Source organism: Rhizobium sp. SL86 (genome assembly GCF_026672545.1).
Classification (GTDB): Bacteria; Pseudomonadota; Alphaproteobacteria; order Rhizobiales; family Rhizobiaceae; genus Neorhizobium.
Map to the genome: position 1 here is coordinate 1 of NZ_JAPPRJ010000001.1, position 25,267 is coordinate 25,267.

Here is a 25,267-nt window from a genome sequence, read left to right on the forward strand (position 1 = left end):
TCGGTGACGACGCGCACGAGGACGGCCATGGCGGCGACCTTCGGACCCGAGGCGAAGAAGGCGGTGACCGGCGTCGGCGCACCTTCGTAGACGTCCGGCGTCCACATGTGGAACGGCACGGCGGAGATCTTGAAGGCGAGACCGGCGAGGATGAAGACCAGGCCGAAAACGACGCCGAGCGAACGGGTTTCTGCGGTCAAGACGGCTGCGATGTTGTCGAAGCCGGTATTGCCGGTGAAACCGTAGACCAGCGACATGCCATACAACAGCATGCCGGAGGAGAGCGCGCCGAGCACGAAATACTTCAGACCGGCTTCCGTCGAGCGCAGGCTGTCACGGTTGATCGCAGCGACCACGTAGAGCGCGAGCGACATCAGCTCGAGGCCCATGTAGACGGCGAGCAGGTCGTTGGCCGAGATCAGCAGCATCATGCCGAGGGTGGCAAGCACCAGCAGAACCGGGAACTCGAAACGGTCCAGCTGTTCGGAACGGGCATTACCGACCGTCATCACCATGGCGGTGATGGAACCGACCAGCGCGATCACCTTCATGAAGCGGCTGAACGGATCGAGGATGAAGGCGCCGCCCCAGGCTTCGCCCTGTGCCGGGACAAACACGAGCCAGAGACCCGCGGCGATCATGATCGCCACGGCAAGGCCGGTGACCGTCGGAGCCGACCGGTCGCCCGAGAAAACGCCGATCATCAGGAGCGCCAGGGCGCCGATCGCAAGGATCAGCTCGGGCGTCGAGATCTGCAGGCTCGCAAGCAGGATTTCAGCAGTCATGTCCAGTCGTGTCCCGTCTCAATGCACCAGCAGTGCGAGTTTCCCGGCCGCCTGCAGGGCAGCGGAGTAGTTGTTGATCAGCAGGTCTACCGAAGCTGCCGTCGCATCGAAGACGGGAGCCGGATAGACGCCGAAGAAGATGGTGAGAGCAACCAGCGGATAAAGGATGACCTTTTCGCGCGTGTTGAGATCGAGCAGGCCCTTCAGGCTTTCCTTCTCGAGCGCGCCGAAGATGACGCGGCGATAGAGCCACAGCGCATAAGAGGCCGACAGGATCACGCCGGTTGCCGCAAACAGCGCCACCCAGGTGTTGACGCGGAAGACGCCGATGATCGTCAGGAATTCACCAACGAAACCGGAGGTGCCGGGCAGACCGACATTGGCCATGGTGAAGACCATGAAGGCGACGGCATATTTCGGCATGTTGTTGACGAGGCCGCCATAGGCCGCGATCTCGCGGGTGTGCAGCCGGTCATAGATCACGCCGACGCAGAGGAAGAGCGCGCCGGACACGATGCCGTGCGACAGCATCTGGAAGATGGCGCCCTGGATACCCTGCTGGTTGGCCGCAAAGATGCCCATCGTCACGTAACCCATGTGGGCAACCGAGGAATAGGCGATCAGCTTCTTGATGTCGTCCTGCATCATCGCGACCAGCGAGGTGTAGATGATGGCGAGAACCGAGAGCGTGAAAACGAAGGGCGCAAAGTAGTCAGACGCCAGCGGGAACATGGCAAGCGAGAAACGGATGAAACCGTAACCGCCGAGCTTCAGCATGACACCGGCCAGGATGACGGAGCCTGCCGTCGGCGCCTGGACGTGGGCATCCGGAAGCCAGGTGTGCACCGGCCACATCGGCATCTTGACCGCAAAGGAGGCGAAGAAGGCGAGCCAGAGCCAGGTTTGCAGACCGGCGGGGAAACCGAACTTCAGCAGTTCCGTGATGTCGGTCGTGCCAGCCTGCCAGTACATGGCCATGATGGCGACCATCATCAGCACCGAACCGAGCAGCGTGTAGAGGAAGAACTTGTAGGAGGCGTAGACGCGGTCCTTGCCGCCCCAGACGCCGATGATGATGAACATCGGCACCAGCGTCGCTTCAAAGAAGACGTAGAAGAGAACGATATCGAGCGACACGAAGACGCCGATCATGACCACTTCCAAAAGCAGGAAGGCGATCATGTATTCCTTCAGGCGCTTCTCCACCGATTCCCAGCTGGCGAGCACGCAGAAGGGCATCAGGAAGGTCGTCAGGATGACGAACAGCATGGAGATACCGTCGACGCCCAGGTGATAGGCGATGCCAGTGTTCATCCACTCATGCTTTTCGACCATCTGGAAGCCCGGGTTCGAATTGTCGAACCCGATCCAGATGAACAGCGACACGACGAAGGTGAAGACGGTCGTCAGAAGCGAAACGTTCAGGATATTCCGGCGGCCGAAGGGGCCGTCTTCCCGCGTCAGAAGCAGGAGAACGACGCCGACGAGCGGCAGGAAGGTGACCGTTGAGAGAATCGGCCAATCGGTCATCAGAAGGAACTCCCGAGCATCATCCAGGTGACGAGGGCTGCGATGCCGATCAGCATCGCAAACGCGTAATGATAAAGGTAACCGGACTGCAGGCGCACGACACCGCGGGTGATGTCTGCGACGCGCGCGGCAATGCCGTTCGGACCGTAGGCATCGATGACGGCGACGTCACCCTTTTTCCAGAGGAACCTACCAAGCGCCTTGGCGGACCGGACGAAGAGGAAATCGTACAGTTCGTCGAAGTACCACTTGTTGAGCAGGAACTGGTAGAGGATCCGGTGGTTTTCGGCGAGACGCTTCGGCGTCTGCGGCGACTTGATATACATGTACCAGGCCGTCACGAAACCGGTGAGCATCGCCACGAACGGGCTCCACTTCACCCACAGCGGAACGTGGTGGAACTCTTCGAGGATCTCGTTGTGCGGGCCGGTGAACAGCGCGCCCTTCCAGAACTCGTTGTAGTGGTGGCCGAAGAAATAACCTTCGAACACGACACCGGCGAAGATCGCACCGACCGTCAGGAAGGCGAGCGGCAGGAGCATGATCATCGGGCTCTCATGCACGTGGTGCATGACATCCGAGGAGGCGCGCGGCTTGCCGAAGAAGGTGAGGAAGGCCAGGCGCCACGAATAGAAGCTCGTGAAGAGGGCTGCGATCACCAGGAGCGTGAAGGCGAAACCGGCAACCGCCGAATGCGAGGCGAAGGCGGATTCGATGATCACATCCTTGGAGAAGAAACCGGCAAAACCGATCATCGTGCCCGGGATACCGACGCCGGTCAGCGCAAGCGTGCCGATCGTCATCGCCCAGAAGGTATAGGGGATGTGCTTGCGCAGACCACCCATGTGGCGCATGTCCTGCTCGCCATCAACGGCATGGATGACCGAACCGGCGCCAAGGAACAGCAGGGCCTTAAAGAAGGCGTGCGTGAAGAGGTGGAAAACGGCCGCACCATAGGCGCCGACGCCGAGCGCCACGAACATGTAACCGAGCTGCGAACAGGTCGAATAGGCGATGACGCGCTTGATGTCGTTCTGCACGAGGCCGACGGTGGCCGCGAAGAAGGCGGTGATCGCACCGATGATGGTGACGACGGTCAGCGCATCCGGCGACAGTTCGAAGAGCGGCGACATGCGGGCGACGAGGAAGACGCCGGCGGTGACCATGGTTGCGGCGTGAATGAGGGCCGAAACCGGGGTCGGGCCTTCCATCGCGTCCGGCAGCCAGGTGTGCAGCAGGAACTGCGCCGACTTACCCATGGCGCCCATGAAGAGCAGCAGGCAGACGCCGGTCAGCGCATGCGCCTTGTCGAGCTGCATGCCGAAGAGGTTGATGACGGCCTGGCCGGCATCGGCAGAGCCTTCCGCCGGCAGATAGGTCTGGGCAGTGGCAAAGATGGTTTCGAAGTTGATCGAACCGAAGAGGACGAACACACCCGAAATGCCGAGCACGAAACCGAAGTCGCCGACGCGGTTGACGATGAAGGCCTTCATCGCAGCGGCAGACGCGGACGGCTTCTTGAACCAGAAACCGATCAGCAGGTAGGAGGCCAGACCCACGCCTTCCCAGCCGAAGAACATCTGCGCCAGGTTGTCGGAGGTCACCAGCATCAGCATGGCGAAGGTGAACAGCGACAGGTAGGCGAAGAAGCGCGGCCGATGCGGATCGTGGTGCATGTAGCCGATCGAATAGAGGTGAACGAGCGTCGACACCGAGTTGACGACGACGAACATCACCGCCGTCAGCGTATCGATGCGGAAGGCCCATTCGAAATCGAGGCCGCCGGACTGGATCCAGCGCAGCACGGTGACCTTGATCACCTCGTGGCTTTCACTGTGGCCGAGCGCCACATCGAAGAAGACGATCCACGACAGGATGGCGGCGATGATCATCAGGCCGCTGGTGACGTATTCGGATGCCTTGGCGCCGATCGAACGGCCGAACAGGCCGGCGATCAGGAAGCCGATCAGGGGAAGAAAGACGATAGCCTTGTAGATCATGACCTGATCAGCCCTTCATCATGTTGACGTCTTCGACCGCGATCGAGCCGCGGTTGCGGTAGAAGACCACCAGAATTGCAAGACCGATCGCCGCTTCCGCAGCCGCGACGGTCAGAATGAACAGCGCGAAGACCTGGCCGACGATATCGTTCAGGAAGGAGGAGAACGCGATCATGTTCAGGTTGACCGAGAGCAGGATCAGTTCGATCGACATCAGGATGATGATGACGTTCTTCCGGTTCAGGAAGATGCCGAAGACGCCGAGCGTGAAGAGAATGGCGCTGACGGTCAGGTAATGAGAAAGTCCGATTTCCATATTCGCTGTTCCTTGATCGCGCGCTCAGAGACCCTGGCCAGGCTTAACCTTGACCACCTCGACGGCGGTGGCCGGCGTGCGGGCCACCTGCTTCGAAATGTCCTGGCGCTTGATGTGCTGCCGGTGGCGAAGCGTCAGCACAATTGCGCCGATCATGGCCACGAGAAGAACGAGACCTGCCACCTGGAAGAAGTAGATGTAATTCGTATAGAGCACGTCGCCGAGGGCCGCCGTGTTGGTGCGGGTGGCCGGCGACGGGATCGGCATGGTGATCGCCTTGGCGGCTTCCGGCGTGATGAAGCTGCCACCGACGACGATGATGAGTTCCGCTGCCACGATCAGCCCGACCAGTGCGCCGATCGGCGCATATTGCAGGATGCCGGAGCGAAGCTCAGCGAAGTCGATGTCGAGCATCATGACGACGAAGAGGAAGAGAACTGCCACGGCGCCGATATAAACGACGAGCAGGATCATGGCGAGGAACTCGGCGCCCGTCAGCAGGAACAGACCGGCGGCGTTAAAGAACACCAGGATCAGGTAAAGGACGGAATGCACCGGGTTCCTGGCCGAAATGACCATGAACGCCGACGCGACCGCGACGAAGGCGAACAAATAGAAGAAAACAGCCTGCAAACCCATGGTGGTGCCTTTTCGTCTTCCCCAGTGAGGCCAAGAACCCCTCACCGTCAAAACCTGGCGGTCGGTTTCACCGGCCAGGTTCAAAGCTTCAATATCGGTCCGGCACAGGAGGCTCCGGTGCCGGCAGTGTCAATCGATCAACGGTACGGCGCATCCATCGAGATGTTGCGCGCGATTTCGCGTTCCCAGCGGTCGCCATTGTCCAGCAGACGCTGCTTGTCGAAGTAGAGCTCTTCGCGGGTCTCCGTGGAGAACTCGAAGTTCGGACCTTCGACGATGGCATCGACCGGGCAGGCTTCCTGGCAGAAACCGCAATAGATGCACTTCACCATGTCGATGTCGTAACGCACCGTACGGCGGGTGCCGTCATTGCGGCGCGGGCCGGCTTCGATGGTGATGGCCTGGGCAGGACAGATGGCTTCGCACAGCTTGCAGGCGATGCAACGTTCCTCGCCGTTCGGATACCGGCGCAGCGCGTGTTCACCGCGGAAGCGCGGGGAAACCGGGCCCTTTTCGAACGGGTAGTTGATGGTGGCCTTCTGTTTGAAGAAGTAGCGCATCGACAGGAAAAACGCCCCGACGAACTCCTTCAGAAACAGCGAACTGACGGATTGTGCCAGACTTGCCATTGTTATTCTCCACTTCAGCCGGCAGGCGGCGCCCCTTTAGGCGCCAGCCGTCAGCTTGACAACGAATGCAGTCACGATGACCAGGACGAGCGACAGCGGAAGGAAGACCTTCCAGCCGAGACGCATCAGCTGGTCGTAGCGGTAGCGCGGAACGAAGGCCTTCACCATGGCGAACATGAAGAAGACGAACCCGGCCTTGAGGATGAACCAGATGATGCCCGGTACCCAGTTCAGGAACCACACATCCACCGGCGGAAGCCAGCCACCCATGAACAGGATGGTGGTGAGCGCGCACATCAGAACGATGGCAGCATATTCACCGAGCATGAACATCATGTACGGGGTCGAGCCATATTCGACCATGAAGCCGGCGACAAGTTCCGATTCCGCTTCCGGAAGGTCGAAGGGCGGACGGTTGGTTTCTGCCAGCGCCGAGATGAAGAAGATCACCATGGCCGGGAAGAGCACGAGCCAGTTCCAGTCGAGGAAGGTGTTCGGCAGGCCGAGCATGGTGCCGATGCCATCCTTCTGCGCCAGGACGATGTCCGAGAGGTTCAACGAACCGACCGTCAGCAGCACGGTGACGATGATGAGGCCCATCGAGACTTCGTAGGAGACCATCTGTGCCGCAGAGCGCAGCGCGCCGAGGAACGGATATTTGGAGTTCGACGCCCAGCCACCCATGATGATGCCGTAAACTTCGAGCGAGGAGATCGCGAAGACGTAGAGGATGCCGACATTGATGTTGGCGATCACCCAGTTTTCATTCACCGGCACGACCGCCCAGGTGGCGAGCGCAAGCGTCACGGAGACGAGCGGCGCCAGCAGGAAGACGCCCTTGTTGGCGCCGGCCGGGATGATCGGCTCCTTGAAGACGAACTTCAGAAGGTCGGCGAAGGACTGGAACAGACCCCAGGGACCGACGACGTTCGGGCCGCGGCGCAGCTGAACGGCAGCCCAGATCTTGCGGTCAGCCAAAAGAATGTAGGCGATGAAGACCAGAAGGCAGACCAGCAGCAACAGGGACTGACCGATCATGACGATCGCCGGCCAGAGATAGGTCAAGAAAAAAGAGTCCATGTTATTTCAGCCTTTACTCTGCCGCAGCCTTGAAGTTGTTGCGGGCCAGCGCAGAACATTCCGCCATCACGGCCGAAGCACGTGCGATCGGGTTCGTGAGATAGAAGTCTTTGACCGGCGACGCAAACCCGGACTTCGCCATGCTCACCGGTTTTTTGGCGAGCGTGGCAATCTGGTCGGCGGTGCCCGGCGCAATCTCGTCCAGCTCGCGGAAATGCGGATAGGCCGCATAAAGCTTCTGGCGCAGTTGCGAGAGCGAATCGAAGGGCAGCTTCTTGCCGAGCACGTCGGATAGCGCACGCAGGATCGCCCATTCCTCACGGGCCTCGCCCGGTGCGAAACCGGCGCGGTTGCCCATCTGGACGCGACCTTCGAGGTTGACCCAGGTGCCCGACTTTTCCGTATAGGCAGCGCCCGGCAGGATGACGTCGGCATTGTGCGCACCGGCATCGCCGTGGCTGCCGATGTAGACGGTGAACTTTGCGTGCTTGGACGAGAATTCCATCTCGTCGGCGCCGAGCAGGAAGAGCACGTCCATCGAACGCAGCATGGTGGCGGCATTGGCGCCGTTGGCACCCGGCACGAAACCGAGATCCAGGCCACCGACGCGGGAAGCTGCGGTGTGGATCACACCGAAACCGTTCCACTCTTCGCCAATCGCACCGACCGATTCGGCAAGGTTTGCTGCCGCAGCCAGAATGCTGTCGCCGTCTTCGCGCACGAGCGCGCCCGGACCAACGATGATCATCGGCTTCTTCGCAGCACGCAGCTTCTCGACGAAGCTGTTCGAGCCATTCACCAGGTCGTTCAGCGTATCGGCGCCAGCACCCAGATACTCATAGGTGTAACGCAGGTCAGACGCTTCGCCGATCACGCCGACCGGCAGGGTGCCACGGCGCCAGCGCTTGCGGATGCGGGCGTTCAAGACGGCAGCTTCGAAGCGCGGGTTGGCGCCGATCAGAAGCAGTGCGTCGGCATCTTCGATCCCCTGGATGGTCGGGTTGAAGATGTAGGAAGCGCGACCGAGCGACGGGTCGAGCTTGGCACCATCCTGGCGGCAATCCATGTTCTGTGAACCGAGGGCGGTCAGCAGTTCCTTCATGGCATACATTTCCTCGACCGAGGCCATGTCGCCGGCAATCGCGCCGACGCGAGCGCCGGTCGTTGCGGAGACTGCAGCCTTGATCGCGGCAAAGGCATCACCCCAGGTGGCCGGCTGCAGGCGACCGTCGCGGCGCACATAAGGCCGGTCCAGACGCTGGGTCTTCAGGCCATCCCAGATGAAACGGGTCTTGTCGGAGATCCACTCCTCATTCACCTGCTCATTGACGCGCGGCATGATGCGCATGACTTCGCGGCCACGGGTATCGACGCGGATTGCCGAGCCGACGGCATCCATGACGTCGATCGATTCGGTCTTGCCGAGTTCCCACGGACGGGCGGTGAAAGCGAAGGGACGCGAGGTCAGAGCGCCGACCGGGCAGAGGTCGATGACGTTGCCTTGCAGCTCGGAGGTCATCGCCTGTTCGAGATAGGTGGTGATTTCCGCATCCTCACCACGGCCGATCAGGCCGAGTTCGGAAATGCCGGCGACTTCCGTCGTGAAACGGACGCAGCGCGTGCAGTGGATGCAGCGGTTCATCACGGTCTTGACGAGCGGGCCGATATACTTGTCTTCGACCGCGCGCTTGTTTTCCGTGTAACGGGAGGCGTCCATGCCAAACGCCATGGCCTGGTCCTGCAGGTCGCACTCGCCGCCCTGGTCGCAGATCGGGCAATCCAGCGGGTGGTTGATGAGCAGGAACTCCATCACCCCTTCGCGCGCCTTCTTGACCATCGGCGTGTTGGTGTAGACTTCCGGCAGCTCGCCATTCGGCCCGCCACGGATGTCGCGTACGCCCATGGCGCAGGAGGCTGCCGGCTTCGGCGGGCCACCCTTCACCTCGATCAGACACATGCGGCAGTTACCGGCCACCGACAGGCGTTCATGGAAACAGAAGCGCGGAACTTCGGCACCAGCTTCCTCGCACGCCTGCAACAGCGTGAAGTGATCCGGAACCTCGATCTCTTTGCCGTCTACCTTGAGCTTAACCATCGTCACTTACGTCCTGTTTCCAGTCCCCTGCCCTCTTCCACCGGAAGAGACCAGCGACACATTCCGTCACCGCAGCAGGGCCTTGGCCTGCGCGATCCAATTGTCCTTCGCAATACGGCCATCGAGCCCGAGCTCGCGGTCGAAATGCTCCACATCCTTGTCCGTCCAGGCGGCGATCTCCGCAAAACGGGTCACACCCATGCCACCCAGCATTTCGACGAGCTTCGGACCGATGCCGGAGATCTTCTTCAGATCGTCGGCGGCCTTTGCTGCCTTCTTGCGCGGCTGAGGCTTTGCGGCGACCGGCGCAGGCGTTTCCGCCACAGGAGCCGCTGTCGCCTTGCCAGCCTTTGCCGTCTTGCCAGCCGCGGCAGGTTTCGCCGCTGCCGGCTCGGCCTTTGCCTTTGCAACCGGAGCCGCTTTCGCGGCCTTGGCCTTCACCGCAGGCTTTTCGTCCGTCGCCGCAACGGCTTTCGCCGCGGGCTTCGGTTTCGCCACCTTTGCCACCGGCGTGGCGACAGGCTTTGCGGCGACTGCCGGTTTTGCCTCCGCCACCGGCGCCGCCGCCTTTGCGACCACCACCGGCTCCGGTTTCACCTCTGCCTTGACCGTCTCGGCCACCTGCACGACCGGCGCTGCCGGGCTTTCGGCGCGTGCCGGCTTGCCCGTTGCGTCCATGGCCGCCTGCATCATGCCGAAAAAGGCATTGGCGAACTGGGTGGTGAGTGCCATGCCGGCTGCCGTTGCCACCGCCATGACTTCCATCGGATTGGCCGGCGCGCGCTCGGCAAAGGGCAGAGAAAATCCGATCGACGATTTCTCCGTCGATTGATCCGCACCAGTCTTGCCTGCGTCACCTGCCATCGGTTGTCACTCCGCTGCTTCGAGTACCGCGCCTTCGCTGGTCGCACGGGCGGTGTACTGGTCGATCCGCTGTTCGATCTCCGGACGGAAGTTGCGGATCAGGCCCTGGATCGGCCATGCGGCCGCATCACCCAGAGCACAGATCGTGTGTCCTTCGATCTGCTTGGAAACCTGGAACAGCATGTCGATCTCGCGCTTCTGCGCGTTGCCCTTCACCATGCGCTCCAGAACACGCATCATCCAGCCGGTGCCTTCACGGCACGGCGTGCACTGGCCGCAGCTTTCGTGTTTGAAGAAAGCCGCGATACGCCAGATCGCCTTGATGATGTCCGTCGATTTGTCCATCACGATCATGCCGCCGGTGCCGAACGAGGACTTCACCTCGCGCATGCCGTCGAAATCCATGATCGCATCGGCCATGTCTTCGCCACGCACGACCGGGCAGGATGCGCCGCCCGGAATGACGCCGAGCAGGTTGTCCCAGCCGCCGCGGATACCGCCACAGTGGCGCTCGATGATTTCGCGGAACGACAGGCCCATCGCCTCTTCGAAGGTGCAGGGCTTGTTGACGTGACCGGAGACCATGAACAGCTTCGTGCCGACATTGTTGGCGCGGCCGATGGACGAAAACCACGAGGCGCCGCGACGCAGGATGGTCGGGGCAACGGCGATCGACTCGACGTTGTTGACCGTGGTCGGGCAGCCGTAGAGACCCATGTTGGCCGGGAACGGCGGCTTCAGGCGCGGCTGGCCCTTTTTGCCTTCCAGGCTTTCCAGCAGCGCGGTTTCTTCACCGCAGATATAGGCGCCGGCGCCGTGATGGACGTAGACGTCGAAATCCCAGCCGCACTTGTTGTTCTTGCCGAGGAGACCGACCTCGTAACATTCGTCGATCGCCGCCTGCAGGGCTTCACGTTCGCGCATGTATTCGCCGCGCACATAGATATAGGCGGTATGCGCACCCATGGCGAAACCGGCAATCACGCAGCCTTCGATCAGCGTGTGCGGATCGTGGCGCATGATATCGCGGTCCTTGCAGGTGCCGGGCTCCGACTCATCCGCATTGACGACGAGGTAATGCGGGCGACCGTCGCTTTCCTTCGGCATGAAGGACCATTTCAGGCCCGTCGGGAAGCCTGCACCACCACGGCCACGAAGACCGGAGGCCTTCATCTCGTTGATGATCCAGTCGCGGCCCTTTTCGATGATCTGCTTGGTTCCATCCCAATGGCCACGGCTCATGGCGCCCTTCACGGACTTGTCCTTGAGGCCGTAGATATTGGTAAAGATGCGATCCTGATCCTTAAGCATGTCTCACCTCTTACCGCGGCTTCTTGCCGAAAACCCGGATATATTCTTCTTCACCGCCACGCGCGAGCGCATCGGCCTGGCGGATCCAGTCATCGCGCTGGATGCGGCCGCCGAACTTCAGGTAGCTGTCCACCCAGGCCGACTGTTCCGGCGTAAAGGCCGCAACCTGTGCGAAGGTGTAGATGCCGAGTTCGTGCAGCGTATTTTCGATCTTCGGGCCGACGCCGGAGATCAGCTTCAGGTCATCGACAACCGCCGGCTTCTCGATGGCCTGCGGGCGCGACGGATCGTCAAGCGAGACCTTCACCGGAGCGCCTTCCGCGGTGCTGCCGGGCGCCTTCGGATCCGGATCGGAGGCCTTGGTGCCGGACAGCGGGCCTGCTTCGGCAGCCCTGGCATTGGCTTCTGCCGCAGCCGGTGCGGTTGCCGGTGTCTTCACCGCCGGATTGGTCTCGGCAGCCGTGTCCTTCGGACGTGCGGCATCGGCGGGCGGCACCGCGGCGGCCGGAGCTTCCGGCTGAACCTCGAGGTTTGTGCGAACCGGCTTCACCTCTTCGAGCAGCGTCAGCGGGCCACCTTCCGGTGCAGACGTGTGACGATCGACCTGCGGGCCGGTCTTGACCTCAGCGCCCTTGCCTGCCTCGAACGCGTCGATGATCTCTTCGAGACGCTCCGGCGTCAGGTCCTCGTAGGCATCCTTGAAGATCATCACCATCGGCGCGTTGACGCAGGCGCCCTGACATTCGACCTCTTCCCAGGACAGCGTGCCCGACGCGTTACGCTCGAAGGGATCGTGATGGATCTTGCGCTTGCAGACTTCCATCAGCGCTTCGGAACCTCTCAGCATGCACGGCGTTGTACCGCACACCTGGATGTGAGCCTTCGTGCCGATCGGCTTCAGCTGGAACTGCGTGTAGAAGGTGGCAACCTCCAGCACGCGGATATAGGGCATCGACAGCTTTTCGGCGACGAATTCGATCGCCGCGCGGGTCACCCAGCCGTCCTGCTCCTGCGCACGCATGAGCAGCGGGATGACCGCCGATTGCTGGCGACCTTCCGGGTATTTCCGGATCGTCGCTTCGGCCCAGGCTGCGTTATCCGCAGTGAAGGCAAAAGCGGCCGGCTGGAACTGATCTTCGGCTAGTCGACGAACGGACATTCTTTCTCACGCCTTATCAATTGATCGATGCACAACGCGTCTTCGCGACATTGACGAATTCGCAGGCATAAGCAGACGTGCCCTTCTGCATGAAAGACGATCAGCTTCGATCCATTGGGCACGGCAGACTTGATTTCATACTCTTTCGACAGAAGTTGCGCCATGGTGGCATCGGTTCCGCGCTCCGACGAGACGGCATTACCGAGCGTCTGCGCAGAGACGCCGGATGCAACCGAGCAGGCCAGGAGTGCGAGAACCAGACGACGCATCAGCGGTCCACCTCTCCGAACACGATGTCGAGCGAGCCGAGCACGGCCGACACGTCGGCGAGCTGGTGGCCACGGCACATGAAGTCCATCGACTGCAGATGCGCATAACCCGGCGCGCGGATCTTGCAGCGATACGGCTTGTTGGTGCCATCGGAGACGAGGTAGACGCCGAATTCGCCCTTCGGCGCTTCGACGGCGGCATAAACCTCACCGGCCGGCACGTGGAAACCTTCGGTGTAAAGCTTGAAGTGGTGGATGAGGGCTTCCATCGAGCGCTTCATCTCGCCGCGCTTCGGCGGAACCACCTTACCATCGATTGACGAGACCGGACCGGTCTTGGCATCCGACAGCAGGCGATTGACGCACTGCTTCATGATCTTCACCGATTCCGCCATCTCGATCATGCGGATCAGGTAACGGTCGTAGCAGTCGCCGTTCTTGCCGATGGCGATGTCGAAGTCGAGGTCGGCGTAGCACTCGTAAGGCTGCGACTTGCGCAGATCCCACTTGGCGCCGGAACCGCGGACCATGACGCCCGAGAAACCCCAGGCCCAGGCGTCTTCCAGCTTGACGACGCCGATGTCGACGTTGCGCTGCTTGAAGATGCGGTTGTCGGTGATGAGCCCGTGGATGTCATCGAGCTTTTCCGGGAACTGGTCGCACCACTTGCCGATATCCTCGACCAGCTCGACCGGCAGGTCCTGGTGAACGCCGCCCGGACGGAAATAGGCGGCGTGCATGCGCGAGCCCGAGGCACGCTCGTAAAACACCATCAGCTTTTCGCGCTCTTCGAAACCCCAAAGCGGCGGCGTCAGCGCGCCGACGTCCATCGCCTGCGTCGTGACGTTCAGAAGATGCGACAGGATACGGCCAATTTCCGAATAGAGCACGCGGATCAGCTGGCCGCGGATCGGAACCGTAATCCCGAGCAGCTTTTCCACCGCCAGACAGTAGGCATGTTCCTGATTCATCGGCGCCACGTAATCGAGGCGATCGAAGTAAGGCAGCGCCTGCAGATAGGTCTTGGCCTCGATCAGCTTTTCGGTGCCGCGGTGCAGAAGCCCGATATGCGGGTCGACACGCTCGACGATTTCACCGTCCAGCTCGAGAACCAACCGCAGAACGCCGTGCGCCGCAGGATGCTGCGGGCCGAAGTTGATGTTGAAATTGCGGACGTTGTGTTCAGTCATCAATGCGCTCCGCGCCTTGAGCCAATAGCCAGTAGGCAATAGGCAGTAGGGCTTTAATCAGTGGTTCGACCATTGCGTTCTTCCTGCAGGCTTCGGATCAGTGAACGCATCATCTTCCCAATCTCCTCGCTTATTGCCATGGCGACCTGGATTCTGTCTCTGGAGACCAACCCGAGGCGGGAACTGAGAATAAGATGCGTTTCCAACTCCTTGAGAGACCCTTGAGCGATTTTCAGATGCTGGACATAAGCGCCCGTCGCATGTCGACCATGACCTTCCGCGATATTGGCCGGAACGGATGTCGCCGCCCGCCTGATCTGCGAGGTCAGTCCATAGACCTCTTCTCGCGGAAAATTCCTGGTTAGCTCATAGCTCTCTACCGCCAGATCCATCGCGCGTTGCCACACCTTTAGATCCTGGTAGGAGTTGATCGTCGTCGGCCTGCTCCTTCTCGTCTATCGGCACTTGCCTATTGGCTACTGCCTACTGCCTCATTCCTACTTCGCTGCCTTCTCATCCCCCGGAAGCACGTAATCCGTGCCTTCCCAGGGGCTCAAGAAATCGAAGCTGCGGAATTCCTGTCTCAGGCTGACGGGTTCGTAGACGACGCGCTTGGCGCTGTCGTCGTAACGCACCTCGACAAACCCGGTCATCGGGAAATCCTTGCGCAGCGGATGGCCTTCGAAACCGTAATCGGTGAGGATGCGGCGCAGGTCCGGGTGACCGGTGAACATGATGCCGTAGAGATCCCAGGCCTCGCGCTCAAACCAGTCGGCGCCCGGATAGACGGAACAGGACGACGGCACCGCCTCGTCTTCCGCCGTCTCCACCTTGACGCGCACACGCATGTTCTGGCGCGGCGACAAGAGATGGTAGACCACATCGAAGCGGCGCGCACGCTGCGGCCAATCGACGCCGCAGACATCGATCATGTTGACGAAACCGCACTGCACGTCATCCCGAAGGAAAGTCAGAAGCGGGATCAGCTTGTCGGCGTCCACCGTCAGCGTCAGCTCGCCATAGGCAATCGTCGAGGATGCGACGAGACCCGGCCGCACTTCGGCCAGGTAGGAGGCGAATTCGTTCAGGGCTTCACTCATTGTCCGTCCTCGCCCTTAGCGTTCGATCGTTCCGGTCCGGCGGATCTTCTTCTGCAGCAGAAGCACGCCGTAAAGCAGCGCTTCCGCCGTGGGGGGACAGCCGGGAACGTAGATATCCACCGGTACGACGCGGTCGCAACCACGCACCACCGAATAGGAATAATGATAATAACCGCCGCCATTGGCACAGGAGCCCATGGAGATGACGTAACGCGGCTCCGGCATCTGGTCATAGACCTTGCGCAGAGCGGGCGCCATCTTGTTGGTCAGCGTGCCGGCAACGATCATGACGTCGGACTGGCGCGGGCTGGCGCGCGGCGCAAAACCGAAACGCTCGACGTCATAACGCGGCATCGAGAGCTGCATCATCTCGACCGCACAGCAGGCGAGACCGAAGGTCATCCACATCAGCGAGCCGGTACGGGCCCAGTTGATCAGCTCGTCGGTCGAGGTGACGAGAAAACCCTTGTCGGCGAGCTCATTGTTGATCTCGCCGAAGAAAGCGTCGTCGCTGCCGATGGGCTTGCCCGTGCGGGGATCGATGATGCCCTTGGGCTGCGGCGCCATGAGGGTCGCAGAATTATCCACTACTCCCATTCGAGCGCTCCTTTCTTCCATTCATAGATAAAGCCGATGGTCAGAACCCCGAGGAAGACCATCATGGACCAGAAGCCGAACCAGCCGATTTCCCCGAAGGACACAGCCCAGGGGAAGAGGAACGCCACTTCCAGGTCGAAGATGATGAAGAGGATCGACACCAGATAGAAACGAATGTCGAACTTCATGCGCGCGTCATCGAACGCGTTGAAGCCGCATTCGTAGGCCGAGAGCTTTTCCGAGTCAGGCGCCTTGTAGGCAACGGCAAACGGCGCAATCAGAAGCGCGATGCCGATCACGAGAGAGATGCCTATGAAGATCGCTATCGGAACATAGGAACTCAGGAGTTCTGTCATGGTATTCGATCCCTGCTTGCCAAGCAGTGCCGGGCGGCACGAAAGCGAATGCGCGGCAAGCGAACGTGCATTGCAACAAGCCGTGACTAGCGCAGGCGGGGTCCGGGCGCAAGAGCTTTGAACGACCGGTCCCGCACCAAAATGGCACAAAGCCAAAAGCGCGCTATGTATTGCTTCAGACTTCGGCCCGCCATGCGAACATATCAGCAAAAACTGTCGGAGACGAGGAATAACATGATAATCTTCATCATGTTACGACGACGGTCGCGACACACCCTGCCACCCCTCCCTGATCCGCAAAGGTATGCAAGGCAAACGACCTTGTGACAGGCAGATAAGGACAGAGGAAGGACGGTGCAATGTTCCCGACGGATTATTTTAGCACAACGAGATAAAACGCCGCACCTAAACTTTGACATGCACTGGCACAAACGGCGCTACCGACTGTTTGGACACCAAACAGGAGACAAAAACCATGGTCGATCACGAAAAGATGAGCACGGGCACCAATGACCGCCCCAGAGATGCCAGCATTGGCCAAACGGCCACAGGCCTGCCGGACGATTCGGGCGCCGTCATCCGCGCGACCCCGCAGGAAGAAAAGGCGGTTCGCCGGGCACTCGGTGAACCCTCGCCGCGCGACACACTGAAGCGGCAGGTGGACGAAGAGATCAAGGCATCCGAACGCGGATCAGAATAACGTATCCGAACAAGGCACGGAGAGGCGGACGCATAAGCGCCCTACCCTAGCGCTCGCCTTCCGGCCGCTTCGGGCGCGACGGACCATCGGTCCCGGCGTCACCCCGCTTCAACGCCCGGTCCGATTCGACACGTTCCAGCATGGCATCCTTGACGTCCAGCGCGCCGCCCTTGTCGGGTCGCACATTGTCTTTTGGCGCCTCGCCGCGGTGTTTGTCGGTTGCGCCCACGAGCTTCCGTTCGTCTGCCATGTGCCGCCTCCATCAGATCGATCACGCAAGGTGTACCGAAGAGACAACCAGCAAGGCGAACCGCGGTTCCGCGCGGCATCGTCAAAACGAAATGAGGAGGTAAGGGGAAGTGAAAATGGCGCGAGTGACGGGGCTCGAACCCGCGACCTCCGGCGTGACAGGCCGGCACTCTAACCGACTGAGCTACACCCGCGCATTGTTGTCACTTGCGTGACAATGGTTGTTGATTTTGAATGGCGCGAGTGACGGGGCTCGAACCCGCGACCTCCGGCGTGACAGGCCGGCACTCTAACCGACTGAGCTACACCCGCGCATTTCAAAGGGGAAAACCAACCCCGTCGACCGGCAGCGCCAATCGATGTGCGGCTCTCTAAGGGGTTCACTTGGAGGTGTCAAGCAGGTTTCAAGACAAAACCGTGACGAGGCTGAAAATGATGCGCCAACCTTCCCCCATGCCTGCACGAGCCTGTGGATGATGCATCCTTTGCATCTTGGCAAACGCCCGGTTTTTCAGGGCTTTTCGCAACCACCCAAACGATTTCGGCGAAAAAAATCAAAAAAACTTCACAAACACTCTTGCGTCTTTTCCGCGATCCGCATAGATCACGGCCACCGACGCGGCGGACACTGGTTCGCACAGACGTCAGGGCGATTAGCTCAGTTGGTAGAGCGCTTCGTTTACACCGAAGATGTCGGGAGTTCGAGTCTCTCATCGCCCACCATTCTATCCCCTTGTTTATCTGTTCTGAACGTTTCGGTCTGAGGTCATCACTTACCGGGCCTCGGTTTTGCTCGCCCACCTTCTCCCCGAGGGGAGAGGAGACTCGCAAGGGCTGCGGCGCCTTCTTCTCCCGTCGGGGAGAAGGTGCCCGAAGGGCGGATGAGGGTCGGCTTGCACGGCTTGCGAAACAACTACGCCCGAATCGCCGTCCCAACAATCTCTGGACACGCCGCTGCGCCTCTGTCACAAGCCCGCTTGAGGGCGCGACCGCCGTTAACTTTAGAACGGGTTCGGGCGACAGATTGACGTCACGTTGCTGCCACGAGACCACGTGGCCGCCCTCATCCTTCCCCAACAGTCAGAGGCTCGCGCTGCCGGCTGGGCTCAAAGCTCCAGCTCTTGGCGATGCTCAATGTACCAGTCGACAAAGGCCTTCACGCCGACGTCAAGGCCGACCTCCGGCTTCTTGCCGGTCAGCGCCACCAGCAGGTCCGGGCTGGCATAGGTGCGCGGCACGTCACCCTTCTGCATCGGCAGCATTTTGCGCCGCGCCGGCTTTCCCATCACCTGTTCGATCGTTTCCACGAAATCCAGGAGGCCTACGGGCTGGCCGCCGCCGATATTCACGACGCGGAACGGCGCCTGGCGCGACAGCGTGTCGGTGACGCCGGGGGTCGTCACCCGATTCGATTCGTCGGGCACCACCTTGGACAACGCAACGATTCCCTCGACCAGATCATCGATATAGGTGAAGTCGCGGCTCATCTTGCCTTCGCCGTAGATGTCCACCTCGCGGTCCTCCAGCATCGCCTTGACGAACTTGAAGAGTGCCATGTCCGGACGGCCCCAGGGGCCGTAGACGGTGAAGAACCGGAAAGCGGTGGTCGGCACCTTGTGCAGATGGGCATAAGAATGCGCCATCATCTCCATCGCCTTTTTGGTGGCCGCGTAGAAGGTCAAAGGTTCGTCGGCGCGGTCGCTCTCGGCAAACGGGATCTTGTCGTTCGCACCGTAGACCGAGGAGGTGGAGGCGAGCATCAGGTGACGAACACCGACGGTTTTTGCCAGTTCGAGGATGTTCCAGGAGCCGGTGAGGTTCGAATCAAGATAGGCCTTCGGGTTTTCCAGGCTGTAACGCACACCCGCCTGGGCGGCGAGATGGACGATCACCTCCGGCGCCCCCTCCTCCAGCGTGCTTTCCAGAAGGCGCTGATCCTCCAGCATGCCGATCACCGGGCGAAAGCCTGGAAACTGGCCGAGTGCCGCGTGGCGGGCTTCCTTGAGGCGCAGATTGTAATAGGGGGTCATGCCATCGAAACCGGTGACGCGGTGCCCCTCCTCCAGCAGGTGCCTGGCCAGATGAAAGCCGATGAAACCCGCGGTTCCGGTGATCAGATAATGCATCGTGTGGCACCCCATGTCATTGCGCGCGGATAGAAGACCATCCGCCTTTGAGATGCAACCGCATTCCCCGCAGCGCCCGGTACGGTACGACCGTATTCAACGGGAGCAACGGATCGGCCGTTCGCCGTGTGGCCGAGGTTCACACCAAGAATAGTCGAGAGAAAGCCGAAAGAATGCGAAGTGTGACGGATCATCGGCTTTAAACCGTCAATGGTTGCAGCCTTAGGCGGAAGAACAAAAAATCATTCTACCGAAGATCGCCCGAGATGCGGCATCACATCCCACGCCCTCAACATGCTTTGGTTATTTAATTCTAACTTAAATATATTCTGAATTAAATGAGGCCCTCATCCTCCACCGTCCGTCAGGGGTCCTGTTCATGCAAAACCTATCCATCGGCGCCAAGATCTACACGGGTTTTGGTCTCGTCATCGCCATTCTGGCGGTGTTGGCCGGCTTCTCGATCTGGTCCGGAACGACCGGCGAGGCGGACTTTACGGAATATCGCGGCATGTCCCGGTTCTCCAACGAGGTGTCGACGCTGCAGTCCTCCTTCCTCGATGCGCGTCTCGCCTTCTACCAGTACCGGACGGCACAGACCCCGGAGTCCGTTGCGCGGGTCGAGGAAAGACTGAAGCTCGCCAAACAGGCTGCGGAGCGCGTTATCGCGGTCAGCGAAAACCAGGCGGACCGTGACGTCGCCAAGACCTTCGTCACGATGATCGAGTCCTATGGCAGCGGCTTCAAGCAGTATGTCGCCGCCCAGCAGGCACGCAACACGATCGTCAACGAGACGCTGGACAAGATGGGGCCGGCGATGCAGTCACAGATGCATGCTCTGACAGCAGCCCTGGAGAAGGACGGCAATGTCGCCGCCACGCTGCAGGCCAAGATTCTCGATGGCCAGATCTACGCCATGCGTCTGGCGCTTGCAAAATACCTGCTCAACAACACGCCGGAAACGCTGGTCAAGGCCCGCGAGGCGATTGCCGTCGGCACACAACAGATCACCATTGTGCGCGCGGCCCTCTCCGATCCCGAGCGAATTTCTCTCCTCGGCCAGGTCGAAGAGGAACTTGCCGCCTATTCCGCCGGGATTGATGCGGCCGACAAGGCAATCGCCAGCCGCAATGACATCTTCCAGGATGTCATGAGCCAGATCGGGCCGAAAATGACGACAGAAACGGAAGCCATGCAGAAGGAGGCCAGCGACGCACAGAATGTTCTGGGGCCGGAACTCGCCGAAATCTTCGAAAGCTCGGTGTTGATCGCCGAAGTGCTCGGCGGCGTGGCCATCCTGATCGCCGGTTTCCTCGCCTATACCATCGCCCGCAGCATCATCCTGCCGATCCGGCAGATGACCGATGCCATGGGACGACTGGCGGACAATGATTTTGCCGTGACCATTCCAGGCCTGGATGACCGCAACGAGATCGGCACCATGGCGCGTGCGGTCAACGTCTTCAAGCAGAACGGCATCCGGGTGCGCGACCTTGCCGCACAGGAGGCTGCGCTGCAGGAAAAGAATGCGGATCTGCAGTCGAACATCGCAACGGTCGTTGCAGCGGCCGTGGCGGGCGATTTCACCCGCCGCATCACCAAACGTTACGACCGACCGGATCTCGATGCCTTCGCCGAAAACGTCAACACACTCGTCTCGTCCGTCGATGCAGGCATCGCCGAAACACAGCGCGTCGTCTCGGCCCTGGCGCAGGGCGACCTCAGCGACCAGATGCGCGGCACCTATCAGGGCGTCTTTGCCGACCTGCAGCGCAACGTCAACGCAACGCTGCAGAACCTCAGCCAGGTGATGGAACAGGTGCAGCACTCCGCCGATGCCATCAACAGCGGCGCCAGTGAAATCCGCAAGGCCTCGCAGGATCTGTCACGGCGAACCGAAACCCAGGCCGCGTCGCTGGAAGAAACGTCCTCGGCACTTGAGGAAATCACCGCAGCCGTGCGCAATTCGACCGAACGCGCGCAGGATTCAAGCCGCATGGTAAGCGATGCCCAGCGTTTTGCCGACCAGTCCGGCAATGTCGTGCAGGATGCGACCGCCGCGATGAACCGGATCGAACAGGCTTCGAACGAAATCAGCCAGATCATCAACGTGATCGACGAGATCGCCTTCCAGACGAACCTGCTTGCGCTGAATGCCGGTGTCGAAGCCGCCCGCGCCGGCGAGGCCGGCAAGGGTTTTGCCGTCGTGGCCCAGGAGGTCCGCGAACTCGCACAGCGCTCCGCCACCGCCGCCAAGGACATCAAGACCCTCATCAGCCGGTCCACCGGCGAAGTGGAAAGCGGCGTGCAGCTGGTCAACTCGACCGGCGAAGCCTTGCGGATGATCCGCGAACAGGTCGTCGGCATTGCCGGTCAGGTCAATTCCATTGCCACCGCCGCACGCGAGCAATCAACCGGCCTTGGTGAAGTGAGTGCCGCCGTCAACCAGATGGACCAGGTGACCCAACAGAACGCCGCCATGGTGGAGGAAGCCGCCGCCAGCACCGCACGCCTTGCCGACGAGACCGCCAGCCTGATGCAGCTGACCGCCCGTTTCAAGCTGGCGCGCACAACGCACGGCCTCAACCGCGCGGCTTGAACGACGCCCGACAGTTTTGACAATGAGAATGGGCCCCGGCATCGCTGCCGGGGCCCATTCGCGTTCTGCAAACAAGACTGACGAAAGGATCAGTTGATCGCCTTCATGTTGACCGGGAAGAAGATCGTCTCGCCGGAGGAATCGTCCACACCGTCGTTGTCGGTGACGGCATAGGCCTTGCCCGACTTGTCGAAGGCAAAACCTTCGAGCTTGTCGACGACGTAGCCGTTGGTTGCGGCCTTCAGGTCCGGCAGGAAGTCGTGGACTTCCTCCTTCTTGACCACCGGCAGCTCGCCGCCGATCTTGGCGCCCTTCAGGTCGGCGATCGCCACGCGGAAGAGCTTCTTCAGCTTCGCCTTGTCACCGATCTGGTTGTCGCGCTCGACGATGTAGAGATAATCGCCATGGGCGGTGATTTCCGACAGGCCGACCCAGCCCTCACCCGCCTTATCCAGCGGATAACGCACGGCAGACCATTCCTTGGCCTTCGGCTTGTAGGCCAGAAGCTTGACGCTGCCCTTCGGATCGTCCTTCCATTCGCGCTGCACGGCCATCCACAGCGTCAGGTCGTCACCCTTGCCGACGCTCGTGACACCTTCGAAACCGAAGCGGGTCTCACCGGCCAGAAGCTCGGCGGGCAGAGCGATCTCGGCCTTGATCTCGCCCTTGGCATCGACATTGTAGAGCGCATGCGGCACGAGCTTGGCGCTGTCGCCTTCGGAGGCCAGCCAGAAGCCGCCCTTGCCATCCAGTGCGATGCCTTCCAGATCGAGCTTCTGGGCCGGCTGGCCACCGCGCGTCACACGCAGGACGCTGGTGATTTCGGCCGGCTTCTTGGTGGCGTCGATGGTGAAGATCGACGGCTGCATGCTGTAGAAGGAATCGGAGACGGCATAGAGCGTGCCGTCCTTTTCCGCATCGCCGACGAGACCGGAGAGCGCGCCCCAGCCGATGATCTTGCCGTCGACATCCTTCGAGACGATCGTGGGATAGTTCGGCGTGCCTTCGGCGTACTGGTAGAGCATGACATGCGAGCGCACGCCGCCGTCTTCGCCGAGATCGACTTCATTGGCGGTGGCGAGCAGGTTGCGGCCGGGGATCGCCACTGCGCCTTCCGGAGAGATGCCGGAGGGCAGCATCTGCGTCAGCTGCGGCTCGGCACCGGTATCCTTGTAGACGCCGACGATCGAGGCACGCTCGGCCAGCACGAAGAAATACTTCTGGCCGCCGAAGGTTGCGGCTTCCAGGCCTTCCGGCTCGACGCCCTTGGAACGGGCACGCTTGTCCGGGAAATGGCCGAGGCGGGCGATTGCCTGTTCAAAGGAGGCGCCCGATTCGAACAGAACCTTGCCGGTCTTGTCGAAGATGGTGAAGCCGCGGGTACCGCCCTTCCAATCGCCTTCGTTGGCCACGACGAGGCGGTCATTGTCCAGCCACTTCACGGCATCCGGCTCGCGCGGGCGCTCGTCCACCTTGCCGGTGAAAATCAGCGCGCCGTCGGACTTGGTGTCGACGCCTTCGACGGCGGTCTTGCCGGCGGTGAAGCTGGTCTTCACGGTGCCGGTCTTGCCGTCGATGATGACGATCGTGTTGTTTTCCTGCAGCGTCAGCGCAATCTCGCCATTGGCGTTGATGGCGGTGAATTCCGGCTCCGGATCATCGCCGGCAACATCGGACAGGCCCGTCAGCGTGACGTGCTTGATCGAGGCGCAATCGGCAGCACCATCCTTCAGGGACACGATGACGAGGTCACCGGCCGGCATCTGCGGGATGGCACCGTCATTGAGGTCTTCGTCGCGCTCGTTCTCGATGGCGACGGCGGCAAAGCTCTTGTCGGGCGAAACGGCAACCGAATCCGGCTGACCGCCGAGATCGCAGCTCGCCTCGACCTTCTTCGTGGCGATGTCAACGATGCGCAGCTGGCCGGACGGCTTGACCTTGCTTTCCGAGGTGTTGACGGCAGCAAGAACCTTCTTGCCGGCAACCGCGACCGAGGTCGGCTCGCCATCCATCATCAACGCGCCGGCAGCCTTAGGGGCCTTCGGATCGGTGATGTCGATGAAACCGATGGCGCCAAGCGGGCTGTCGGAATAGACCAGCATGTTGCCGTCTTCGGACGCCGTGATGATTTCCGCCGAGCTCGGCGCCAGCTTGTCCTTGTCGGCCGGCAGATTCTGCGCCACCGGGAAAGCGGCGATGCGGTTGAACACCGGCTCGGCAGCGGCCGGTGCCGCGACCGATGCCAGCAGTGCCGCCGTCAAAGCGGCGCGCGAAATCTTCGTTTTCATGAGACAGCCCTCCATGTCCGGGAATTGGAACAGGGCGGTTTTGCGGCATGCACATGACAGCGGGATGACACGACCCCGAATTGCCGGGGGTCTCAGGCCTGCCGGATCTCCTGGCGGGTCTCCTGGCGCGCCTCGCGTAATAGAAGCGACAGCGAGGCGGCTAGGATCAGCAGCGCGCCGAGCCAGAGCGTGCCGCTCGGGGCGTAACCGAAGACGAGCCAGCCGGCCAAGACATTGAGCGGCAGCTTCAGGTCGTCGAAGGGCTGTACATAGGCGGCATCGGCGGCATTGTAGGCGAGCGTCAGCAGATACTGGCCAAACGCAGTCAGCAGGCCGGCGGCCAAGAGCAGCCAGAGGCTCAGCCCCTCCGGCATTGCAAATCCGGTGCTAAATGCCAGCGCGGCGTTGATCGGCGTCAGCAGGACCAGCAGCCAGACCGTGACCGTTTCCGGCGCCTCGTGATGGGTGAGGTTCTTCATGATCAGCGACGAACCGCCCCACAGAAGCGCCGAAAGAACCGGCAGGAGCGCGGCGACCGTAAACCCATCCGACCAGGGCTGCAGGATGATCATCGCACCGAGGAAACCGGCCACCGTCGCAAGCCAGCGGTGAAGGCCGATGCGTTCGCCAAGAAAGAGCCGCGCGCCGATGATGACGAAAAAGGGCGAGGTCATCACAAGCGCGATGGCCTGCCAGATCGGCACGGTCGCCAGCCCCACCACCCAGGCCTGCACGCCGAGTGCTGCGAGTGCCACCCGCACCAGATGACGGACGGGATAACGCGTGCGCATGGAACGCAGGCCGAGCCGCCACAGAAGCGGCAGGCTGAAGACGAGCGCAAAACCATATTGCCAGAAGGCGGTGGAGGCGGCGGGAAAATGCAGCACCATGGCCAGCCATTGCGTGGCAACGTTCAGCGCGGCAAAAACGATGCCGGCCAGCACCATGAAGAGTGCGCCGAAGACCGCACGGGAACGAAGGGCAGAGGGATTGGCAGGCTTTGTGGCACTCTTGGCAGTCACGGCAGGCTCCTGGCGCTCGAATTCTGCGATACCAGGACGACGAAGCAACACGCCGCTCCCTGCCCTCGTCAGAAGGCAAGACGCAGCCTGCAGACGCCTGCTGCAATGCAGGCGCGCCTCGTTCTCTCTCATCCGGACTGTGACCGTCGGCTCCGGAATTCGACCGGATCTGCTGACCCCGTAATACACGATGTATTGACGGGCGCTCGCGGGCTTGAAGCTGCGCTTCCTACCGCCGGTGGGGAGTTGCACCCCGCCCTGAGAACGCTGCCGGCTTTTTGCCGACCCCCTTCGTTAACGCATGACCGCCGGTGTGACAAGCGACACGAAAAAGGCCCGGCTGGGTCGCCGGGCCTTGATCAG

The 25,267-nt window shown here is 61.2% G+C and carries 22 protein-coding genes, 3 tRNA genes, 1 pseudogene and 1 riboswitch; of the genes and pseudogenes, 3 read left to right on the forward strand and 23 right to left on the reverse strand.

The features are described from left to right. From OU993_RS00005 to OU993_RS00085, 17 genes and pseudogenes are all read right to left on the reverse strand, one after another. Nucleotides 1-785: NADH-quinone oxidoreductase subunit N (locus tag OU993_RS00005; RefSeq protein WP_268153781.1), on the reverse strand; the 785-nt coding region annotated here is incomplete at its 3' end. Between the two features lie 18 nt (nucleotides 786-803). Beyond that, complete coding sequence (locus OU993_RS00010) at nucleotides 804-2,315, reverse strand: NADH-quinone oxidoreductase subunit M (protein WP_268153783.1); 1,512 nt, start codon at nucleotides 2,313-2,315, stop codon at nucleotides 804-806. Then, entirely contained in the window at nucleotides 2,315-4,315 is a 2,001-nt protein-coding gene (gene nuoL, locus OU993_RS00015; protein WP_268153785.1) for an NADH-quinone oxidoreductase subunit L, read from the reverse strand. The genes OU993_RS00010 and nuoL overlap by 1 nt, the downstream gene beginning before the upstream one ends. Nucleotides 4,316-4,322: 7 nt before the next feature. Continuing rightward, entirely contained in the window at nucleotides 4,323-4,631 is a 309-nt protein-coding gene (gene nuoK / locus OU993_RS00020; RefSeq protein ID WP_165220304.1) for an NADH-quinone oxidoreductase subunit NuoK, read from the reverse strand. A 24-nt stretch (nucleotides 4,632-4,655) separates the two neighbouring features. Beyond that, nucleotides 4,656-5,270: an NADH-quinone oxidoreductase subunit J gene (locus tag OU993_RS00025; RefSeq protein ID WP_268153790.1), complete on the reverse strand. Its 615-nt coding sequence runs from the start codon at nucleotides 5,268-5,270 to the stop codon at nucleotides 4,656-4,658. 137 nt (nucleotides 5,271-5,407) lie between these two features. Then, nucleotides 5,408-5,899 carry an NADH-quinone oxidoreductase subunit NuoI gene (nuoI, locus tag OU993_RS00030; protein ID WP_268153792.1) on the reverse strand — a complete coding sequence of 164 codons (492 nt, stop codon included), beginning with the start codon at nucleotides 5,897-5,899 and terminating at the stop codon, nucleotides 5,408-5,410. Between the two features lie 36 nt (nucleotides 5,900-5,935). After that, on the reverse strand, nucleotides 5,936-6,979 hold the full coding sequence (gene nuoH / locus OU993_RS00035) for an NADH-quinone oxidoreductase subunit NuoH (protein WP_268153794.1): 1,044 nt from the start codon (nucleotides 6,977-6,979) through the stop codon (nucleotides 5,936-5,938). Nucleotides 6,980-6,992: 13 nt separating this feature from the next. Further along, entirely contained in the window at nucleotides 6,993-9,074 is a 2,082-nt protein-coding gene (nuoG, locus tag OU993_RS00040) for an NADH-quinone oxidoreductase subunit NuoG (RefSeq protein ID WP_268153796.1), read from the reverse strand. A 66-nt stretch (nucleotides 9,075-9,140) separates the two neighbouring features. After that, on the reverse strand, nucleotides 9,141-9,938 hold the full coding sequence (locus tag OU993_RS00045) for a 5' DNA nuclease (RefSeq protein ID WP_268153798.1): 798 nt from the start codon (nucleotides 9,936-9,938) through the stop codon (nucleotides 9,141-9,143). Nucleotides 9,939-9,944: 6 nt separating this feature from the next. Then, complete coding sequence (gene nuoF / locus OU993_RS00050; protein WP_268153800.1) at nucleotides 9,945-11,249, reverse strand: NADH-quinone oxidoreductase subunit NuoF; 1,305 nt, start codon at nucleotides 11,247-11,249, stop codon at nucleotides 9,945-9,947. A gap of 10 nt (nucleotides 11,250-11,259) precedes the next feature. Further along, nucleotides 11,260-12,408, reverse strand: coding sequence for an NADH-quinone oxidoreductase subunit E (locus tag OU993_RS00055; RefSeq protein ID WP_268153802.1), 1,149 nt, complete (start codon nucleotides 12,406-12,408; stop codon nucleotides 11,260-11,262). A 16-nt stretch (nucleotides 12,409-12,424) separates the two neighbouring features. After that, a pseudogene (locus OU993_RS00060) lies at nucleotides 12,425-12,677 on the reverse strand (hypothetical protein). Beyond that, nucleotides 12,677-13,867, reverse strand: coding sequence for an NADH-quinone oxidoreductase subunit D (locus tag OU993_RS00065; RefSeq protein WP_268153804.1), 1,191 nt, complete (start codon nucleotides 13,865-13,867; stop codon nucleotides 12,677-12,679). Before OU993_RS00065 ends, OU993_RS00060 begins: the two are co-directional and overlap by 1 nt. Before the next feature lie 53 nt (nucleotides 13,868-13,920). Further along, the gene (locus OU993_RS00070) at nucleotides 13,921-14,298 is read right to left on the reverse strand and encodes a four helix bundle protein (protein ID WP_268157418.1); all 378 of its coding nucleotides are present in this window, start codon (nucleotides 14,296-14,298) and stop codon (nucleotides 13,921-13,923) included. A 66-nt stretch (nucleotides 14,299-14,364) separates the two neighbouring features. Next, complete coding sequence (locus OU993_RS00075) at nucleotides 14,365-14,967, reverse strand: NADH-quinone oxidoreductase subunit C (protein ID WP_268153806.1); 603 nt, start codon at nucleotides 14,965-14,967, stop codon at nucleotides 14,365-14,367. 15 nt (nucleotides 14,968-14,982) lie between these two features. After that, nucleotides 14,983-15,564, reverse strand: coding sequence for a NuoB/complex I 20 kDa subunit family protein (locus OU993_RS00080; RefSeq protein ID WP_268153808.1), 582 nt, complete (start codon nucleotides 15,562-15,564; stop codon nucleotides 14,983-14,985). After that, entirely contained in the window at nucleotides 15,555-15,920 is a 366-nt protein-coding gene (locus tag OU993_RS00085) for an NADH-quinone oxidoreductase subunit A (RefSeq protein ID WP_165220328.1), read from the reverse strand. Before OU993_RS00085 ends, OU993_RS00080 begins: the two co-directional genes overlap by 10 nt. Nucleotides 15,921-16,395: 475 nt before the next feature. Here OU993_RS00085 and OU993_RS00090 point away from each other — a divergent pair, with 475 nt between their 5' ends. Continuing rightward, nucleotides 16,396-16,620 (forward strand): hypothetical protein, encoded by a 225-nt coding sequence (locus OU993_RS00090; RefSeq protein WP_268153811.1) that lies wholly within the window; start codon nucleotides 16,396-16,398, stop codon nucleotides 16,618-16,620. 46 nt (nucleotides 16,621-16,666) lie between these two features. Here the strand turns inward: OU993_RS00090 and OU993_RS00095 are convergent, their stop codons facing one another. The 3 genes from OU993_RS00095 to OU993_RS00105 all read right to left on the reverse strand — a co-directional run bounded on the left by OU993_RS00095 (nucleotide 16,667) and on the right by OU993_RS00105 (nucleotide 17,181). After that, nucleotides 16,667-16,870 (reverse strand): hypothetical protein, encoded by a 204-nt coding sequence (locus OU993_RS00095; RefSeq protein ID WP_268153813.1) that lies wholly within the window; start codon nucleotides 16,868-16,870, stop codon nucleotides 16,667-16,669. Nucleotides 16,871-16,986: 116 nt separating this feature from the next. After that, a tRNA-Asp gene (locus OU993_RS00100) sits at nucleotides 16,987-17,063 on the reverse strand. A 41-nt stretch (nucleotides 17,064-17,104) separates the two neighbouring features. Further along, a tRNA-Asp gene (locus OU993_RS00105) sits at nucleotides 17,105-17,181 on the reverse strand. Between the two features lie 335 nt (nucleotides 17,182-17,516). Here OU993_RS00105 and OU993_RS00110 point away from each other — a divergent pair. Then, nucleotides 17,517-17,592, forward strand: a tRNA-Val gene (locus tag OU993_RS00110). A gap of 383 nt (nucleotides 17,593-17,975) precedes the next feature. Here the strand turns inward: OU993_RS00110 and OU993_RS00115 are convergent. Continuing rightward, a complete protein-coding gene (locus OU993_RS00115; RefSeq protein ID WP_268153816.1) occupies nucleotides 17,976-18,995 on the reverse strand; it encodes an NAD-dependent epimerase in 1,020 nt (339 codons plus the stop codon). Nucleotides 18,996-19,374: 379 nt separating this feature from the next. On the opposite strand from OU993_RS00115, the gene OU993_RS00120 reads away from it, so the two are divergent. Next, nucleotides 19,375-21,594, forward strand: a complete 2,220-nt coding sequence (locus tag OU993_RS00120; RefSeq protein WP_268153818.1) for a methyl-accepting chemotaxis protein — start codon at nucleotides 19,375-19,377, stop codon at nucleotides 21,592-21,594. 89 nt (nucleotides 21,595-21,683) lie between these two features. Here the strand turns inward: OU993_RS00120 and OU993_RS00125 are convergent, their stop codons facing one another. After that, nucleotides 21,684-23,882 (reverse strand): esterase-like activity of phytase family protein, encoded by a 2,199-nt coding sequence (locus OU993_RS00125; protein WP_268153820.1) that lies wholly within the window; start codon nucleotides 23,880-23,882, stop codon nucleotides 21,684-21,686. 92 nt (nucleotides 23,883-23,974) lie between these two features. After that, entirely contained in the window at nucleotides 23,975-24,904 is a 930-nt protein-coding gene (locus tag OU993_RS00130; RefSeq protein WP_268153822.1) for a DMT family transporter, read from the reverse strand. A gap of 116 nt (nucleotides 24,905-25,020) precedes the next feature. Further along, nucleotides 25,021-25,174, reverse strand: a riboswitch (FMN riboswitch). Nucleotides 25,175-25,267 lie beyond the last annotated feature (93 nt).